This window comes from Blastopirellula marina DSM 3645 (assembly GCF_000153105.1).
Lineage (GTDB): Bacteria > Planctomycetota > Planctomycetia > Pirellulales > Pirellulaceae > Blastopirellula > Blastopirellula marina.
Genome location: NZ_CH672376.1, coordinates 479,591 through 497,171, shown reverse-complemented (window position 1 = coordinate 497,171; position 17,581 = coordinate 479,591). Strand labels below are relative to the sequence as shown.

13 protein-coding genes are annotated in these 17,581 nt (G+C 56.9%); 4 read left to right on the top strand and 9 right to left on the bottom strand.

All coding sequences use genetic code 11. The features are described 5' to 3' along the window. Positions 1–100 precede the first annotated feature (100 nt). The 6 genes from DSM3645_RS03655 to DSM3645_RS03630 form a co-directional block, all read right to left on the bottom strand. Positions 101–853: a hypothetical protein gene (locus tag DSM3645_RS03655; RefSeq protein ID WP_002650676.1), complete on the bottom strand. Its 753-nt coding sequence runs from the start codon at positions 851–853 to the stop codon at positions 101–103. Positions 854–918: 65 nt separating this feature from the next. Further along, the gene (locus DSM3645_RS03650) at positions 919–3,342 is read right to left on the bottom strand and encodes a hypothetical protein (RefSeq protein WP_002650675.1); all 2,424 of its coding nucleotides are present in this window, start codon (positions 3,340–3,342) and stop codon (positions 919–921) included. A gap of 153 nt (positions 3,343–3,495) precedes the next feature. Next, positions 3,496–4,446 carry an aldo/keto reductase gene (locus DSM3645_RS03645; protein WP_002650674.1) on the bottom strand — a complete coding sequence of 317 codons (951 nt, stop codon included), beginning with the start codon at positions 4,444–4,446 and terminating at the stop codon, positions 3,496–3,498. 112 nt (positions 4,447–4,558) lie between these two features. Next, positions 4,559–4,948, bottom strand: coding sequence for a hypothetical protein (locus DSM3645_RS03640; protein WP_131282178.1), 390 nt, complete (start codon positions 4,946–4,948; stop codon positions 4,559–4,561). 405 nt (positions 4,949–5,353) lie between these two features. Further along, the gene (locus DSM3645_RS03635; protein WP_002650672.1) at positions 5,354–5,713 is read right to left on the bottom strand and encodes a 4a-hydroxytetrahydrobiopterin dehydratase; all 360 of its coding nucleotides are present in this window, start codon (positions 5,711–5,713) and stop codon (positions 5,354–5,356) included. A 38-nt stretch (positions 5,714–5,751) separates the two neighbouring features. Then, positions 5,752–7,422, bottom strand: a complete 1,671-nt coding sequence (locus DSM3645_RS03630; RefSeq protein WP_002650671.1) for a tetratricopeptide repeat protein — start codon at positions 7,420–7,422, stop codon at positions 5,752–5,754. A 152-nt stretch (positions 7,423–7,574) separates the two neighbouring features. Here DSM3645_RS03630 and DSM3645_RS03625 point away from each other — a divergent pair, with 152 nt between their 5' ends. The 4 genes from DSM3645_RS03625 (at position 7,575) to DSM3645_RS27635 (ending at position 13,104) form a co-directional block, all read left to right on the top strand. Further along, positions 7,575–8,858, top strand: a complete 1,284-nt coding sequence (locus tag DSM3645_RS03625; RefSeq protein WP_002650670.1) for an outer membrane protein assembly factor BamB family protein — start codon at positions 7,575–7,577, stop codon at positions 8,856–8,858. 29 nt (positions 8,859–8,887) lie between these two features. Beyond that, a complete protein-coding gene (locus tag DSM3645_RS03620) occupies positions 8,888–9,388 on the top strand; it encodes a DinB family protein (RefSeq protein ID WP_002650669.1) in 501 nt (166 codons plus the stop codon). Positions 9,389–9,446: 58 nt separating this feature from the next. Continuing rightward, positions 9,447–10,277, top strand: coding sequence for a DUF2071 domain-containing protein (locus DSM3645_RS03615; protein WP_002650668.1), 831 nt, complete (start codon positions 9,447–9,449; stop codon positions 10,275–10,277). 289 nt (positions 10,278–10,566) lie between these two features. Then, a complete protein-coding gene (locus DSM3645_RS27635; protein WP_002650667.1) occupies positions 10,567–13,104 on the top strand; it encodes a PAS domain-containing hybrid sensor histidine kinase/response regulator in 2,538 nt (845 codons plus the stop codon). A gap of 210 nt (positions 13,105–13,314) precedes the next feature. Here the strand turns inward: DSM3645_RS27635 and DSM3645_RS03605 are convergent, their stop codons facing one another. The 3 genes from DSM3645_RS03605 to DSM3645_RS03595 form a co-directional block, all read right to left on the bottom strand. Beyond that, positions 13,315–13,890 carry a hypothetical protein gene (locus DSM3645_RS03605; protein ID WP_002650665.1) on the bottom strand — a complete coding sequence of 192 codons (576 nt, stop codon included), beginning with the start codon at positions 13,888–13,890 and terminating at the stop codon, positions 13,315–13,317. 78 nt (positions 13,891–13,968) lie between these two features. Further along, the gene (gene larC / locus DSM3645_RS03600; RefSeq protein WP_002650664.1) at positions 13,969–15,141 is read right to left on the bottom strand and encodes a nickel pincer cofactor biosynthesis protein LarC; all 1,173 of its coding nucleotides are present in this window, start codon (positions 15,139–15,141) and stop codon (positions 13,969–13,971) included. A gap of 94 nt (positions 15,142–15,235) precedes the next feature. Further along, on the bottom strand, positions 15,236–17,512 hold the full coding sequence (locus DSM3645_RS03595) for an efflux RND transporter permease subunit (RefSeq protein WP_040351582.1): 2,277 nt from the start codon (positions 17,510–17,512) through the stop codon (positions 15,236–15,238). Positions 17,513–17,581 lie beyond the last annotated feature (69 nt).

The following is a 17,581-nucleotide window of genomic DNA, read 5'->3' as shown; positions in this document are numbered from 1 at the left end:
GAAATAGCACTCCCTTGCCGCGATTTCGCCGCGGAGCGCGACAGCGCACCAAAGCGCTGCAAATATGAGATGGAATATCGTGATAACGGGGCGGTCGCTGTTAGAACTCGTCAGCAGGTTCGATCACCAGAAGATTGGCGTCATACGTCAAAACGCCGAGCATGATTGCACAAAGTAACCGATCGATTTTCACATCGTAGTGATGTTCCTCTCCCAGCGGATTGGGCAGATAGGGATCAGCCACGCTGACCGTGCCTGCTTCTTTATCATAGCCGTGCAAGACGACGAAGTGTCCCACGGCGTAGCCGCGGACGTCGTCCGGCTTGCAGTCGTCGCCAAATTCGCGGGGAGTACCGTACAGGTAAGTGGCGCTCAGCCCGGTCAAAATTGGCAGATCACGTTTCAAAAACCGGCGTACCAACGAGGCTTTTAAATCCTCCATCGCAATCACTCCGCCTAGTTCCAGAAACTGAATATAGGCGCGACTTGCGGTGTGGAGCTTTGGATCGGCTTTCACCAACAACTGGGCATGCAGTCGCTCGATGAGCCGCCGTTTATGAAACGCGGCGAGTTCCTCCTCCGATTCCAGCGTTTCCGTCGGCGGATAGAACCAGGACGGGTCAAACACCGTCAAGTTGTAGGTATAGATCGTCGCTTTGTAGCCTTTTCGCAGCGCATGACAGCCGAGCAAGACTGCCAGCGTTCCCCCCTCTTCTAGCTTCGGAGTCTCGCGGATGACTTGGGCCAGCGGCAACTCGTCATCGAAGTAGCGAAAGACCGCATGCAGACACGTCGGTCCGCAGGTGGTTTCGTCGGGCTGAGGGAGAATGTCGAGATGGAGTGATTTTGCCATAAGCGCGAATTTTTACCGCGAAGCGCTCCGACGGGAAGTCCACTTCCCCCCGCGACGGCAAAAATTTATTCGTACGTCAGCTGCGCCGAAGCGGTCGCCGGTCGATCTGCGACCGTTCTCAGCCAATAAGCGTGCAGCGCAGCGGGGAACTCGTGCGTTACGCTCTGACCCGGCTTTACCGAAAAAGTCTGGTACGGCGCCCAATCGCCCTCCCCGGTCAGGTCAATTTCGACCCGAATCGCGACCGGTTCGTCGCTTTGCTGCGACAGCGTGAGGGTCCGTTTGTCAAAACCGTTCATCAAGTAAGGGTCAGACGGCTGGTCAGCGGAGACTTGGGTGTTGAGCCAAGGACCGCCGCGGCCGACGGCTTTTCCCAATTGCCAGAGGTCGTCGACCGTCCCGGCCCAAAACGCGCCGTTTCCGTCGGCCGAACGGACAAGGTGGTCGTTCGCCGCCGCGTCGGTCGCGACGCCGGTCAAAATCAACAACCCCCGATAACTGCAATAGTCATGAATTCGCAAATCGTGAGCCGCGATGGGACGAATTTTGGCGAACCCGCCGGCGTTGATCGCCGGCAGTTCGTAAAAGAGGTTCGAGCAATGGAACAAATCGCGTTCGGTGCAAACTTCACGGTCCACGCGAACCGGCCCGGCGGCACTTTCGGCCACGTCAATATGCCGCGGCAATCGCCAGGTCGTACCGTCGTCATCCACAAAAATCAGCGATGCGGCGTCGGACGAAATCACGTCGGTCGGCGGAGTCGCGTTCTTCTTCAGCCAAGCGAGCGACGCGGCGTCCCGCAGCGGAGCAAGCTGGAGATCGGCGTCGGCGGAAAAATTGGCCTCTTCGGCCAGCTCCCCTTTTTTCACGACGCTCGATACCAACTGCAGCGTCCGCAGATTGTCTCCCCGCGCACGGACCAGGCCCGCCAGATAGTCGGTCGCGTTATGCTTGGCCATGCCGGCGAACAGGTCGCCGGTCTGCGTCGACCGTTGATCCTGGTTGGAAAAATGAAACGACGCGGTTACATCTTGGCAGTCGCGATTGGTCCGCACTCGAATCCAGGCCGCGGCCGGGTCATCCGACAGATCGAGCCAAGAGTAGCCGTTGGGTGGTACTTCGACCGTGTGCAGCGTCCTCCACTGGCCGTCCCCTTTCGCGTCGGTTTCCAGCGTAAAGGTGACCGCCGCTTTCTCGGCATGGGTCAGGTGAACGCCGCGACGCGCAAAACCGCCGGCCAACATCGGATCGGAAGGCGCGTCGGCCGGGGTCGAATCATGCAGCCAAACCGCGCCGCGGGCGATGGGGGCTCCCAATTGATCGATTTTCGCGGCGTCGACGAACCACAGATTCGATTGCGATTGGCCAGGGCCGATCAAATTGCCTTTCGCCTTTCGCTTGTTCAGAAACTCGGCCTTGGCCGTGTCGTCGCAGCCAAAGACGACTTGGTTGTTCCATGGGCAGAAATCGCCGATCACCTTCAGGTAGTTACTGCGAGCGGCGATGCCGGCAGACGACTTGGCCGAGAAATTCGGAGGGAATCGCCAGAACATGCCGTGCATCGTCATCAGCAGGTCGTCTTGGCCGATGTCGCGGATCCGCGGCCATTCGGTGTTCCAGCCATGCGCGCCGTCGTAGCAGTGGCTTCCCTTCGGCAAGCGGTAGGCGTGCCAGCGACCTTCGTCGAGCACCATCAAGATCAGCGAGCGATTGTCCCAACCGACGCTCCACAGGGGATCTTTGGCCGGATCACTGCTGCCGTAGATGCCGCCGGGACCGGTCACTTCGGTAAATTGATTGCGGCGAACCACTTGCCAATTGTCACCATCCCACTCGGCCAAGCAGCCAGAGTCGACGTCAGGGCGACTGCGGGCCAGCGCGCTGTTCTCGCCGTTGTTGGCGTAAACCAATCGTCCTTGCCCGCTGTACAACCCTTTGCCGTGGTAGCCCGGCAGCAGCGAGCCCCCCTTCTCGTTCTGGCGATTTCCGTCTTGATAAAGTTGGGTGACGGCCAGCGTCTGGACGTCGACTTCGTAGAAGCCCTCTTCCATCGTCGCAAAGTAGAGCTTGCCGGCCGGATCGGTCAAATGCCGCGCCACGCCGGTCAGGCGTCCATACATTTCTGTGGGCGGTATCACGCGAACCTGACGTTCGGCGTTAATCGCATACGGCCCGATGAACAACTGATTCGACTCGCGATGGATCATCCGATTGGCAGGCGTCCCGCCGACGCTCTCTGGCCGGACGACCAAGTTCAAGTCGCGATCGATCTCGTACAGCTTATCGGTCGATCCGTTGGGCCGATGCGGCGAATAGGTGATCGCCCACAGTCGATCGGCCCACGGCACGACCGCGCCGGTCCCGCACTCTCCGTCGTCGTTGAAGAAGGAGAGATGGGGATAGACGCCCGAGAACGATCGAGGAGCCTGAGCGGAAACCGACGAAACCAGAGTCGCCGCCAGCAGCATGGCGAAGGCAATTTTAGGCATGAGCAATTGAGACGCAAGGAAGTTGGGAGGCGGGAAAAGTCTCCCTCAGTCTAACCCATGACATACCGAATTTCGATTCACCCAAACTACATTGACCGAAGAATCAGACGCTCTGACATTGCTTCTCGGAGACAGTTGATGCGGTTTCTGGCTTTAGTTCGACGCCTGATTGAGCGCCTGCATATCGACATTTTCCAATTTCAAATCGATCGCCGTCGACATCGCTTCCAGATGACTGGTCTTGGTCGCGCTGGCGATCGGAGCGGCGACGGCCGGCCTGGCGAGCAGCCACGCGAGCGCCACCGCCGCCATGGAGACATCATGTTTGTTCGCGACATCTTCCAGCGTTTTCAGCACGCTGGGCGAGTTGGGATTGTCGAGATACTTTTCAACTCGGCCGCCGCGCAAGCTTTGGCTCAGGTCGTCGCTGTTGCGGTACTTGCCCGAAAGAAAGCCGCTGGCCAGCGAGAAGTAGGTGATCGCGGCCAACTTCCATTTTTCGCAGAGGGGCGCGTATTCGGTCTCAAACTTCTTGCGCGCCAGCAGATGATACTCAGGCTGAATCACATGGTACGCGGCCCAATTGTGCTGTGCGCTGGCCGCGAGCGACGCTTCGATCCGTTCGGCCGCAAGATTCGACGCGCCGAGCCAGCGGACCTTGCCTGCTTGAACCAGCTTGTCGAACGCTTCCATCGTTTCTTCGACCGGCGTACGCAGGTCGTCAAAATGAGAGAAGTAAAGATCAATCCGATCGGTTTGCAAACGGCGGAGCGAATCTTCGACGCCGACGGCGATATGATCGGCGGTCAAATCATGATGACCTTGCCCCAGATCATGCCCGACTTTGGTGATGAGCGTGATCTGATCCCGATTGCCGCGAGCCTTCATCCACTTGCCCAGGATCGTTTCGGACTCGCCGCCCTGATTGCCTGGCGCCCAGCGCGAATAGACGTTGGCCGTATCGAGCGTCGAAAAGCCGCGCTCTTGCAACTGGTCCAGCATCGCAAACGACGCCGCTTCGTCGAGCGTCCAACCAAAGACATTGCCGCCAAACACGATCGGCGGAATTTGTAGATCCGTTTTTCCTAATGGGCGCAACAGCATTATTCCGGCTCCTTCAATTTCGTGCAGATCTAGTCCCCCACGAAATCTAAGAAGTCGCGTCACGAAAGCAACCCCCACGCGATTTGTAAGGTGTAAGACGTCTTACAAATCGCTATATCGCGCCGCCGCGCATGTTGGCCTCACGAATCGCATCGAGCGCCGGCATCACTGCAAAATGCGAAAAATAGATCGTCAGGGCAATCGGCAATACGATCGTCAGTCCCAAGGTTACGACAGAGAGAAACACTTTGCACAAAACGCTCAGTTTGGGACTGATCACCACCAACGGCAACGCCATCGGGCCAAACGTCAACAACAGCACGATCAACAGCGCCGGACTGCGGATGGTGAAATCAAACGCCTCTTGAAAACCGCCGGTGGACGGTGGCGGAGCGTACCCTTGCGACTGCGGCAATAGCTCTCCGCTACGCGAGGTCGTCGCCACAGGACGAGCTGGAGACGACGACGGAACGAGATCGCCCGAGTAACTTACGTGATCCACGATCCACCTGACGGAGTTTTTGGATGTTGCGTTTTTCTGATGGTAGCCAGCAGCGCGAGTTTTGAGGTTGCGCTATTTTTCGATAACAAGAATGAAACAGGGCCAGAATCCGCCGAAAATCGTCACATTAGCCAGAGGCGCAAGCCGATGGAATGCGGCTGGCCACATCCAGCTGAGTTAGAAGCGCCGACCGTATTCCATCGGCTTGCGCTTCTGGCTAGTATTTGCTTGGTTCGAAAAGGCCCAGCCTCAAAACACGCTACGGGCGATGAAAAATACAAAGTTGCGTCCATAAAAAAAGGAACGGCAATGCCGTTCCTTGAGCCTATGGCGCCGCCGAGTCGCAAAGACTCGGTACGCTTAGGGAAGCTTACGTTATTTTCGTCCGTCAGGTCGGATGATTATTTACTTCAACTCGACCGGCACTTCGTCAATTTTGGCCGCCAAAATGAAGTCATTTTCGCTCAATCCGCCGATCGCATGCGTCCAAATTTCGATCCAGACGTTGCGATATCCTTCGATATGCAGATCGGGATGATGGCCGTCCGCTTCGGCGATTTCGGCGACTTGATTGAAAAACTTCATGCCGGCCATAAAGTTTTTCACCGTCCAGTTTTTGCGAATCCGCTGGCCATCATGGGTTAACTGCCAACCGTTGAGTTGGGCCAGTTGACTGTTGGCTTCGCTCAGCGAACAAGGCTCCACGCCTCCTTCGCATGGCTTGCACTTTTTTTGAACCAATTGATTCGATTCTAAAATTTCCATCGCATGCCTCCTTCCGACACTTGCTTCGAGTTTCGTGGTTACTCGCCCGCTTGCTTGTCGGCCTTTGGCTCGGCCGCATCTTCTTTCTTCTCAGCGGCGGCAGGCTTTTCTTTTTCAACGGCTTTCTCTTCCGTCTCCTGCTTTTCACGCCAGGGCTTTTTCTGCTCGTAGCTGGCCAACTCTTCTTTCAGGTGCCCGATGATATCTTCATCGGTTCCTTTATCGACCGCCTTTTGCGCCCACTTCTTCGCTTCGTCAAAATCTCCAACTTCCGCATGCGCGGCGGCCAGCGTGCTGAGGATATGCGGAGCTTCGTACTTGGTCACTTCACAGGCTTGCTTCGCCAGTTCCAGCGAGCGTTGTCCATTTCGTAGCTCATCTTGCGGCGAGGTCGCCAAGACCCAGGCCAGGTTGTTCAAGATATGATCATCTTTCGGTTGCAGCTTGAGCGCTTGCTCATACCCTTCGATCGCCGCTTTCTGTTCGCCGATCGACAGTTGGGCGTTGCTGCGTCCGCTTAACGCTTGCCAACTATCGGGCGATTTTTTCAACACGGTGTCGAAGATTTGAATCGCTTTGCGGGGCTGACCATCCGAATTGTAGATCATCCCGATCTGGATCAAGATCGATTCGTTTTGCGGATCGCGTTGGAGCAGCGTTTCTAAATCTTTGATCGCCTGATCAAACTTCCCTTGCTGCGTCAAGACGACGCTGCGCAGGATAATTGCGTCGGGCAGGTTCGCTTCGATACTCAAGATCCGATCGAGATCTTGCTCGGCGTCGGCAGGGCGATCCAGGTCAATGTAGAGCCGGGCCCGCATCATTAACGCCGGAATCGAACGGGGAATAAACGCGAGGACCTGATCCAAGTCTTGGATGGCGCCTTCGGAATCTTCGGCCAGCACTTTCAGACGAGCTCGCAACAGATAGCCGACCGGCGAACCGGGATGCTCGGCGACCGTTTTGTCGAGCAGTGCAATCGCTTCGTCAAACTTCTTCATGCCGGCCAGCGTATCGGCGTAGGCTTGCAGCACGGCGACGTCATTCGGATTCTTTTCCATCACCTGCTTCAAGTCGGCCGAAGCTTTCTCAAAGTTCTCCTGCTGCATGTACAACACGCCGCGCAGCTTCAGCGCGTCAACATTGTCCGGATCGGTTTTGATCGCTTTGGTCAGCTTTTCGATCTGCAGCGCCGGATCTTCTTCTAGCGTGGCCGACATCATGATCGCTTTGGAAAGCTGCTGATCATCCTCGGTTAAGTTTTCGATCGCGGCGTCCAGCGCTTTCTTCGCTTCGGCCTTGTCGCCGTCAGGCAACATCAGCAGACGCGATTTCAGCAATTGCATATCCCCCAACTTCGCGTCGACCTTGAGCGCTCGATTGGCGTCGGCCAACGCTTTGTCGCGAAGTTCTTTCCATTGGGCGACCGGGGGTTCGCGTTCAAAAATTCCGGCGGCGATCGTTTGGGCGCGTTGATACAGCACCGACGTCAACAGTTGTTTGGCGAACGCCTGGTCATCGGCCGTCAGGCCTTTTTCCAAAGCGGACTCGCTGAGGGTGATCACTTTTTCTAAGTCATCCACCGACTCGGCCGACAGCTTGAGATCGACCGCCTTGTCGAGGTCGGCTTGACCTTCGGATTGGGCCCACAGCGGCGCGGCGATTACAAGCATCACCAGCAGCGTGATCCAGCGAGTTTGCGAAAACATCAGCGGAACTCCTCTCCATACAGAATGCAGGCATACAAACGCTCTATCCTGCGCATTATGCCCGAGTTGGGCGATCAAAGCCACGCGGATTTCTTTACATTCGAATTCTCGATACGATGAGAGCGTTCCCTTCCGGTCCAGAGAATCCCCCAATGCGACATTATTTTCTCTTTCTCGCTTTCGTTTTGCCGGTCACTTGGGCATGTTCGCCCCCAGAGCCGGTGCAGGAAGTCCGCCATAGCGGCGAGTTGCAGAGTCAAGCGCCGCCGATCACGGTTTCGGCCGCGGATTGGCCCTGGTGGCGCGGACTGGCGCACGACAATCATGCCGTTGGGCCGAATCCGCCGACCGAGATCAACGAACAAGCGATCCTCTGGCAAGCCGAAATCCCCGGGCTCGGGCATTCGACGCCGATCTTGGTGGGCGAGAAACTCTTTTTGACCACGGCGGTCGAATCGGCGGAAACCCAATCGCTGCTCGCGTTTGACGCCGCGACCGGCGCCAAGCTTTGGTCGATTCCGGTGCATGAAGGGAAATTCATGAATATGCACCAGAAGAATTCCCAAGCTTCGGCGACGCCGGCGACCGATGGGACCAATATCTACACCGTGTTTATGGTGAATGACGGAATCTGGGCAAGCGCCGTCTCGCAGGAAGGAAAAATCTTGTGGCAAAAGCAGGCCGGGCCCTTCCGCAGTCAGCATGGCTACGGTAGTTCGCCGCTGATCCATGAATCGCTATTGATCATCCAGGCCGACTGCGACGGCTCTGGCTTTGTCGCTGCCTTGGATCGCGGCAGCGGCGAGATCATCTGGCGAACTTCGCGCCCGCAAGGCAATAGCTATGGGACTCCGACGATCGCCCAAATCGCAGGCCGCGCTCAATTGGTTTTATGCGGACAAGATCGTCTCGACAGCTATGATCCGAACACCGGGGAGCTGATTTGGTATTTTGAAGGACTTGCAGATACGATCGCCAATACGCCGCAGGTAGTCGGTGACACGGTCTACGCCAGCGGCGGATATCCGGATCACTTTGTCATCGCGATCCGCGCAGACGGAACTGGTCAACTCGATCAGTCGCATGTGATCTGGCAAGAGCGAAAGAAGGTTTACGTGCCGTCTCTCTTGGTCGATCGTGATTGCGTCTATGCATTTGGAGATGACGGAGTCGCCGTTTGTTATGACGCGGAGACCGGCGACGAACATTGGAAGAAACGCCTGGGAGGGGACTTCAGCGCTTCCGCCACATTGATCGGAGATCTGATTTATGTTCCCAATGAAGCGGGGGAAATGTTCGTCTTGAAAACGGGTCCCAAATTTGAGCAGGTTTCGTCCGGCAAGCTGACCGGCGCCGGGTTCGCCAGCCCGGTGATCGTCGACGGCCGGATCTATTGGCGAACCTCGACGCATCTCTATTGTCTCGCCGGTCGATAAGCCCAAACCAATCGAGGAACCAACCATCGATGTCGCGCATCTTGATTAATCAATACGTTCGCTGGCTCGAGTATGAGCAAGACGCGCATGCCAAGACGTTGGCGGCCCTCTCGGCGGTTCCGGTCGAAAAGCAGGAAGAGCCGGAGTTTAAAAAAGCGATTCGCATCATGGCCCACCTGGCGGTAGCGCGTCACAAATGGATGGTCCGTTTTGGACGCGCGCTCGATATGCACACGAACTTCTTTCCGGACGACTGGACGTTGGATACGCTGGCGGCCGAGTTGGCCGCATCGCATCAACTATGGGAAGGCTATCTCGGCAGCGTGGAAGAGGACGCCGAACTGGGCGAATACTTTGAATACGTTAGCAGCGACGCCAGCCCTTGCCGCAGCATGATCGGCGACGTCGTTACGCAACTCTTCGGCCATAGTTGGTATCACCGCGGCCAAGTCGCGATGCTGGTAAAAATGCTGGGAGGCGAGCCGGCGGCGACTGACTTTGTCTATTGGTCACGTGAGATTATCGCGTAGGGTCCGCGGTTATGTAAGGCGATCTACTTGCGGTTGAGAGGAGAAAGGAACCTCCGCGATGTCCACGACCGAAAACCGCCTTACCAATTCCACGATCACGCAGCAAGCGCCGCTAGCGCTGGCCGATTTTCTCTACGATCGTCCCCAGCCGCGCGGGATTGACGCGCTTTGCACGCTCGAGCATTTCTCGATCATTACCTATGCTGTGCCGATCGAGCGGTTCGCGGGACTGATACATCCGCGGTTTGCGCTTGACGCGATCGTTGTGGATGGCCAGCCTTGTGGGCTACTCTCGGTCGTTCCCTTCACCGATAAAGTTTTTACCTCGGCTGTCTATCCGTTTCCTCGTTTTACGATGGGGCAAACCAACTATCGGATCTATGTGGTCGATACCGAGACCGGGGAAAAGTGCGTCTGGTTTTTAGGAACGACCGTCGATACGTGGTCGATCTTCGTGCCGCGCAACATCTGGAACATGCCCTGGCATCGAGGCCGGATTTGCTTTGACTGTGAGTATGACGAGACCGCGCAGCGATATGCGCGTTATCAAATGTCGACAAAATCAGACTGGGCGCCGGCGAGCGTCGAACTAACAAGCCCATCCAGCGCCGCTTTGGACTTCCCCGGTTTTCCCGATCTCGACACGGCGCTGGTGACGCTCACCCATCCGTTGATCGGATTCTACGATCGACGCGATGGCCGTTTAGGACGTTACCAGGTATGGCACAAGCAATTGGAAGTGCGGCCAGGCCGATTAGCGGCCGCGTCTTTTGGATTGCTCTCGCGAATGAAGTTGGTCGACGAAACCGAGCAGCAGGCTCCCTATAACGTGCTCATCGAACGACAGAACGAATTCACGGTTTACTTGCCGCCGCGCGTGGTGGATTAAATCGGCGATTCGACACCAAGCAATTCATCGCCAAACGCCGCATAGCGAAGGCCGGAATGTCAGGCCAGCGCATCTTCTTCGAGGCCGGATAAGCTGCACAGAGCGCATTTACTGATTGTTCCGCCGCAACAACGGCTCCATCCGACGTGCGACCAACGAACGAAACTAGCTCGTGATTTCGGTTCGCCCGCAATCTCGCGGAATTCCGCAATGCTCGCAAAATGGCGACGTAAGTTTGCGGAAGCCGATATCGCGATTGGAGTTCTACGTACCTCTGCACGTATTCCGTATGTCATTGTCAACTCGAGCCATCTTGCTGACGATTTGCACGATCCTGGGACTCGCAACTTGCGCTCCATCCCTGTCGGCCGAGCCAGCGCCGCCCACTTGTTGCGCCGGCTCAGAATGCGATACGCCGAACGCTGCTGCGCCGGCCGAAGCGCGTCAATTTCATGCCGATACTTTCACGGGTTTCTTCAGCAAGCTGTTTGACGCCAGCGATTATCCAGCTCGTTGGTTCTGCGGCAATTGGACGCTGGAGACCGGTTGGCTGCATGTCCTATCGGACGTCGCGATTTTCGGCGCCTACTTCGCGATTCCGCTTGTGCTGCTCTATTTTCTCCGGCAACGTCCTGATCTTCCGTTTCCGAAAATCGTCTGGCTGTTCGCTGCGTTCATCTTGGCTTGCGGTTTCGGGCATCTAGTCGAAGCAGGCATTTTTTGGTGGCCGGTCTATCGATTTTCGGGCCTGATTAAAGCGATGACAGCGACTGTTTCGTGGGCGACGGTCCTGGTGCTGATACGCATGACGCCTGATCTTTTGAAATTGCCGTCGATGGCCCTGTTGGGGCAAAAGCTGCAAACGGCCAACGAACGACTCGACTGCGCCCTGGAAGCAGGCGGCATCGGCGTGTGGCAATGGCGCGATGAAAATGACCAGTTCGAGGCCGATGGCCGTGCGCTGCAAATGCACGGAATCCAAGCGACCGATAACGTCAGCACGCTCGCGGAATTTTTGGATTTGCTGCATGAAGACGATCGCGAAGAACTGCGAACCGCGACTGCACGCTGCGTGAGCCACGGCACGAACTACTCCGTCAACTACCGAATTCCGCGGGCGAACGGAACCGTTCGATATATTCAATCACACGGTAAAGTCCTTTCAAGCGACGACGGAAAAACGCGAAAACTGGTCGGCGTCTGCATCGACCAAACTGAACTGACCGAATATCACGCCGCCGTCAAAAAACTCTCGCTGGTCGCCAGCAGCACGCGTCACTCGGTCGTGATCACCAATCAGGCCGGTGAGACCGAATGGGTGAATAACGCGTTCACGCAACTAACCGGCTACAGCGCCGAAGAAGCGATCGGACGAAAGCCGGGAAGTCTACTGCAAGGTCCGGAGACCAATCAGGAAACGATTGAAATAGTCCGACGCGCGTTGCAGAAACAAGAGCAAGTTTCGGCTGAACTGTTGAATTACGCCAAAGATGGACATTCCTACTGGATCGCGCTCGAGATTGAACCGGTCTTCGATCAAGAGGGACGTCTTAGCAATTTTATCGCAACGCAAATTGATATTACCGATCAAGTTCGACGCACCGAAGAACTGATCGAAGCGATGGAAACTGCGGAATCGGCCAATCACGCCAAAAGCCAGTTTCTGGCCAACATGAGCCACGAAATTCGCACCCCTCTGAACGGAATCATGGGCTTTACCGATCTGCTGTTGTACGACATCGAATCGACCGAAGCGGATCGCCGCGAATACCTCGAAACGGTTCGCAGCAGCGGAGAACATTTATTGGCGCTGATCAACGAGATTCTCGACCTCTCGAAAATCGAATCGGGACAATTGCTGATCGAAAAGTTCCCCTGCTCTCCTCAGCAGATCCTGACCGACGTCATTTCGGTACTGCGACCAAAATTTGAAGAGAAGAAGATCCAAATCCGCCGTCATTGGGATTCGGACATCCCGACGCAGGTGCTGACCGATGCGCCGCGATTAAAGCAATTGCTGTTGAACATCGTGGGCAATGCGATCAAGTTCACCCAAACAGGCGAAGTGCGGATCGTGGCTCGACTGGAAGCGGAAGCTACTCGCAGTCGGCTGATATTTGATGTGATCGATACCGGCATCGGGATTCCTCAAGGCAAGCTGGAGATGATCTTTCAGCCGTTTTCGCAAGCCGACTCTTCGGTGACTCGACGCTTTGGCGGCACCGGATTGGGATTAACGATCAGCAGAAATCTGGCTGAATTGCTGGGCGGATCGCTGCATGCCGAAAGCGTTGAAGGCCTGGGAAGCAAGTTCACAATTACCGTCGACGCAGGCAACTTGACCCTCTCATCAGAGCCGAAGCCTGCTCCGCCAGAAGATGCGCCCACGGCGATGATTCATGAAACCAAGCTCCCCTCGCTGTCGGGAGTTCAAGCGCTTGTCGTCGACGACGGCGAAGCCAATCGTCGCTTTATCTCTGTTGTGCTTGAACATGCCGGCGCCAATATCACGATGGCCGAAAATGGGCAAGAAGCGGTTGATTCGATAGCGGAGCACACGTCCGACATCATCTTGCTTGACATGCAGATGCCGGTCATGGATGGATATGTCGCCGCTGAGTTAATTCGCTTCCAAGGCTTTACCGGGCCGATCATCGCCGTGACGGCGCATGCGATGCAAGGGGATCGAGAAAAATGTCTCGCGGCAGGCTGCTCCGGCTATCTCTCGAAACCTTTAAGCCGAGAAGAATTACTGCGTACGGTCGCCTATGCGTTGCACGAACAACGTCTCCGCGACGCCGATGCGCCGCACGACATAGCGTTTTAGCGTTTCGCCGCGCGTCGCGACTGGCCGCCGAATGCATGTTCCGCGCCGTCAAAGACCAAACACCCGCCGCAAGAGACGCCGCTGTCGATCAGGTAGGAGTGAAAAGGCATTTACGCGATCGAGCCCGGTGTCGATCTTCGCATAGGCGTCGGGAAACCTTGGGAAGTACTCGCAATACTCCCTGTCGGGTCTCCTGCTCGGCTGGCGAACTTAGCCGCGCATGCTAAGCACCATCTCGACCGCGACCAGGTCCATCTCCATGGCGGCGGCGATCTCTTCGACCGACTTGCCTTCGTCCGAAAGCGCGTACAACTCGTTTTTCTTTTTCGCATCGCACAACGTCTCGGTAACTACGCCAAAGTCTGGCGCCGCATCGGCGTCAAACCGCGCCGCGACTTCCATCGCTTGTTGCAACGGATCGATCGCTGGGCTGGTAACGTCGATTCCCTGCTGTTTGGCGGCGTCCAACAACGCCTGAAGGCGCTGTGCGTCTTCCTGGGCCAACGTCATCGCTTGTTGCAGATAGTGGATCTTCGTGTTGAGTTCGGCCTGAAATTGCCGCGTGATGGTCAGCATCTCCGACTGCCAGCGCTGCAAGTCGTTGGGACCGCCGCTCATCGTGAATGGGCGATCTGTCGAGTGGGGCACATGCACAAGCGGTGCGTTGGACGTTTCCTTCTTGGTTTTGCGTTGCCGAGTCCAAACGCGGCGGAGCATGACCCAGGTCAATAAGACCAGGCCGCCGAAGAAGGCGAGGTACGGCAGTTGTTCGCGAATCCAGTCCATTGGAAGATCGCCTATGCGCAGAAAAAACGGCGAGCAGGGAAAAGTCTCGCCGTATCTTACGTTGATTCGCCGCTGGGCTCAAAGCGAATTTGGGTCGAATGCGGCCTGGGCGGCGTCATATATTTCCCGGAGCGGCTTGTCGTGCTGCGTCGCCAACACGCGACAGGCCTCATATTCCGGCGAAAAACTGGCCGGGCCCCCTTCGATCCAAGCCAATTTTCCGGCGACCACGCCAAAGGCCGTCTCGACCGCATGCTCGCGGCGAACCAGTTTGTGGCGACTGACTGGAAACCGCCGCACCCCCAATGTGCCGGTCTCACGAAAGAGAATTCGCTCCATCTTCGCCAGATCGGCGGCGTCGCACAGCACCGTCAGCTGCACGCCGGGGCGATTCTTCTTCATCTGGATCGAAGTGCTGTAAACGTCGAGCGCCCCCTTCTCTAGCAGCAAATTCGACGCGTGGCCGATCACTTCGCCAGAGATATCATCCAAATTGGTTTCGACGACCCAGACCTGGTCGTTGTCGAGCGGATCGGCCGTTTCGCCGAGGATCAACCGCACGATGTTGGCCTGCGATTTTAACTCCTTGGTTCCCGCGCCATAGCCGATCCGATCAATCTGCATCGCCGGCAACGGCCCAAACTGATCGACCACCGTGGCGACAATCGCCGCGCCGGTCGGCGTGGTCAATTCAAACGGCACATCGGATTGGGCGAGCGGGATCCCTTTCAAGATTTCCGCCGTCGCCGGCGCCGGAACGCTGCAGCGACCATGGGCGATTTCGATATATCCGGTCCCGGTCGGCACCGGTGAGCAGACGATCCGATCGACTCCTAGATAGTCCCAGCCGATCGCGGCGCCCACAATATCGGCGATCGAGTCAATCGCGCCGACTTCGTGAAAGTGAACCTTCTGCAAAGTCGAACCGTGCACCTTCGCTTCGGCTTCGCCGACCTTCAAAAAGATCCGCTTGGCCAATTCCTTTTGCGCCGCCGACAGCTGCCCCGCGTCGATCATCGCATCAATATGATGCAAATGCCGATGCGCATGTTCCGGCTCATGCTCGACCGTCAGATGCAGTGCGCGAAAGCCATGCCGTTTGACTTCTTCGACGCTCAAGCGAACGCCAGGCAAACCGAGCGAAGCGATCCCTTCTTGCAGCAATTGGAGAGGGACGCCGGCATCCATCATAGCGGCCAAGGTCATGTCGCCAGCAATACCGCTGGGACAGTCGAGGTAGGCGATTTTCATGGAGTGGAAAGCTTCTAGCGGAGAGTGTTGGGTATCTCTCCAGAATAGAAGCGGGGCTGGGCTACGGCAACGGGATGATTCGTGTTCATGACCATTAATCCGCTGCGATTTCCGACTTCTCCCCAGTCGTCCACCGCAACAACAGCGGTAACAAGATCAAATTTCCAAACAGTCCCCCCAGCATCGTCAGACTGACTAGTACGCCAAAATAGACCGTCGGAATGAAGTTGCTAAAGCAGAGCACGCTAAAGCCCAGGATCAGCGCGATCGTCGCGAAGATCAGCGCGCGGCCGACGCTTTGCTGCACTTCGGTCAGCGCCGCAGAGACGTTTAAACCTTTGGCCAGCGCCCGCTGAAAGCCGATGATGTAGTGCAGCGAGGAATCGACCGATAGTCCCAGCGACACGGCGGCGATCATCGCGGCGCCCATGTTAATTTTTACGCCAAACAAGCCGATGCATCCCGTCACCACCAACACCGGCAAGACGTTCGGAACCAGGGCGAGCAGCGCGTACCGGACGTCTCGCAGCGCCGCCAACATCATCAGCGCGATCCCACCGATCGCCAGCAAGAAGGCGCGCCATTGATCGGCGATCAGGCTATCAATCAAAAACGTCAGCAGCACAAAGAAGCCGGTCACTTGCGGCTTTTGCTTGGCTGGCGCGTCAGCCGCCGCTTCTGCAGAACCTTCGGTCGCAATTTCTGGATATTGGAACTCGCTGGCGATCTGTTCGACTTTAGCGATCAGCTCTTTTTTGTCGCTTGAGTCACGTCGTTCGTGCGACAGCAGCATGATGCGAAACCAATACTGTCCCGGATTGTCAGGATCTTCGGCATGCAGGGCCGCCAAGATGCCGGGCATTTCGGTTTGAAAGGCTCCCATCCCGATCTTGATTGCGCGGTTACGAAGAAAGTCAAAACGCATCGCTTCCAACGGCAACGGCGAACCGGCCATGATCGCGTCAGCCAGACTTAGCGTCTGCGTCAGCTCGGGCGCCTCTTGGCGCAACCGTTCTTCGAGCGCATTCACTTTGCTGATATACGGCCAGTCGATCGTTTCGGGGGCCGGCAACATAATGTCCCAAACGCCGGCGCCCCCCAGATTATCTTCGACATAATCATAGGCGACGACGATCGGCGCCCCTTCGCGAAAATTCTTGGTAAAGTCGCTTTCGACTTCCAAATTGATCGACCCGACAATCGCGGCGCCGAGCATGATGATCGAGAACACCGCGATCAAAACCGGATGACGCTTGACCCAGTGCATAGTCAGATCGAGCCCACCGTCTAGTTTCCCTTCACCCCAGATTCGGCCTGCGTCTCCACCAAAGTTGCCGATCAAGATGATGCCGGGAACCAACAAGCAAACGCTGACGATCACCATCAAAGCGCCGACGGCCATCATCACGCCAAAGTCATGGACCGGGCCGACCTTGGTGACCATCAAGGCGCTAAAGCCGACGGCGTCGGTCGCACAAGCCCAAAAGATCGGCGCGGCGAGCAGCTTGCCGGTTTCGATCAGGGCCGGCTCGGCTTCGAGTCCCGCAGCGCGGAACTCGCGAAAGCGAATCAGCACGTGCGTCACCGTCGCAACGCCGATCACGGTGACAATCGCCGTCAGCATCGAACTGACCATGCTCAATTGAAATCCGCTGACGGCCAGACTGGCCTGGGTCAGCCAGAGCGTCAACTGCACGACCGCAATCGCGACGATCACCCAGCGGATGCTGCGAAACGCGACCAGGATCACCAGACCCAACAGCAGTGACGTCGCCCAGCCGAGACGCGCCCCATCGTCTTCGACATAGCGAAATCCATCGACCACCATGACCGGTTCGCCGGTGATCATGCCGCCGGGCTGCGTCGCGACGATCTTCCGAATTTGATCAATCACTTCGGTTCGAGTGACGCCGGCTTCCGATTCAGGAATCAAAATACAAACCAGCGCCGCGATGTCGCCAGCCGCGTTGTGCGTCAGTCCGACAAACGCGTCACGCAGCTTCAACGCACGATTGTTGTCAGAATTGACGATGTCGCGGCCGATCGGGCGATCGATCGAGAGAACGTCGCGAACTCCGGCGAGCGCCGTAATCTCGGTACGCATCGCGATCAGCCGATCGATGCCGACCCCGTCTTCAGCAAACAGTTGCGGGTCGGGATAAACGGCCAAAATTACTTCGTTGCCGCCAAAGATCTCTTTCAGTTTCAAATAGGGGGTCAGCAGCCGATCGCCGGGAGCGAACATGTTGTCGATCGAGCGATCAAAATGAAGCGATTGCCCGATGACCAGCGAGACCCCCAGCAGACAGACGCCCAAAATGAGCGTCGCGACACGAAACCGAACAAGCAATTCAATCAATCTAGCGAGCACAGGCGTTTCCGGGGGGTAGAAGGAACGTCCTGGTATTGTAAGCCGCTGGCGGCGTCTGTGGGGAGTCGC

Excerpts from the sequence above, each read along its gene's own strand:
- DSM3645_RS03655 (WP_002650676.1), bottom strand. The coding sequence starts at position 853 with ATGGCAAAATCACTCCATCTCGACATTCTCCCTCAGCCCGACGAAACC.
- DSM3645_RS03650 (WP_002650675.1), bottom strand. The coding sequence starts at position 3,342 with ATGCCTAAAATTGCCTTCGCCATGCTGCTGGCGGCGACTCTGGTTTCG.
- DSM3645_RS03645 (WP_002650674.1), bottom strand. The coding sequence starts at position 4,446 with ATGCTGTTGCGCCCATTAGGAAAAACGGATCTACAAATTCCGCCGATC.
- DSM3645_RS03635 (WP_002650672.1), bottom strand. The coding sequence starts at position 5,713 with ATGGAAATTTTAGAATCGAATCAATTGGTTCAAAAAAAGTGCAAGCCA.
- DSM3645_RS03630 (WP_002650671.1), bottom strand. The coding sequence starts at position 7,422 with ATGTTTTCGCAAACTCGCTGGATCACGCTGCTGGTGATGCTTGTAATC.
- DSM3645_RS03625 (WP_002650670.1), top strand. The coding sequence starts at position 7,575 with ATGCGACATTATTTTCTCTTTCTCGCTTTCGTTTTGCCGGTCACTTGG.
- DSM3645_RS03620 (WP_002650669.1), top strand. The coding sequence starts at position 8,888 with ATGTCGCGCATCTTGATTAATCAATACGTTCGCTGGCTCGAGTATGAG.
- DSM3645_RS03615 (WP_002650668.1), top strand. The coding sequence starts at position 9,447 with ATGTCCACGACCGAAAACCGCCTTACCAATTCCACGATCACGCAGCAA.
- DSM3645_RS27635 (WP_002650667.1), top strand. The coding sequence starts at position 10,567 with ATGTCATTGTCAACTCGAGCCATCTTGCTGACGATTTGCACGATCCTG.
- DSM3645_RS03605 (WP_002650665.1), bottom strand. The coding sequence starts at position 13,890 with ATGGACTGGATTCGCGAACAACTGCCGTACCTCGCCTTCTTCGGCGGC.
- larC (WP_002650664.1), bottom strand. The coding sequence starts at position 15,141 with ATGAAAATCGCCTACCTCGACTGTCCCAGCGGTATTGCTGGCGACATG.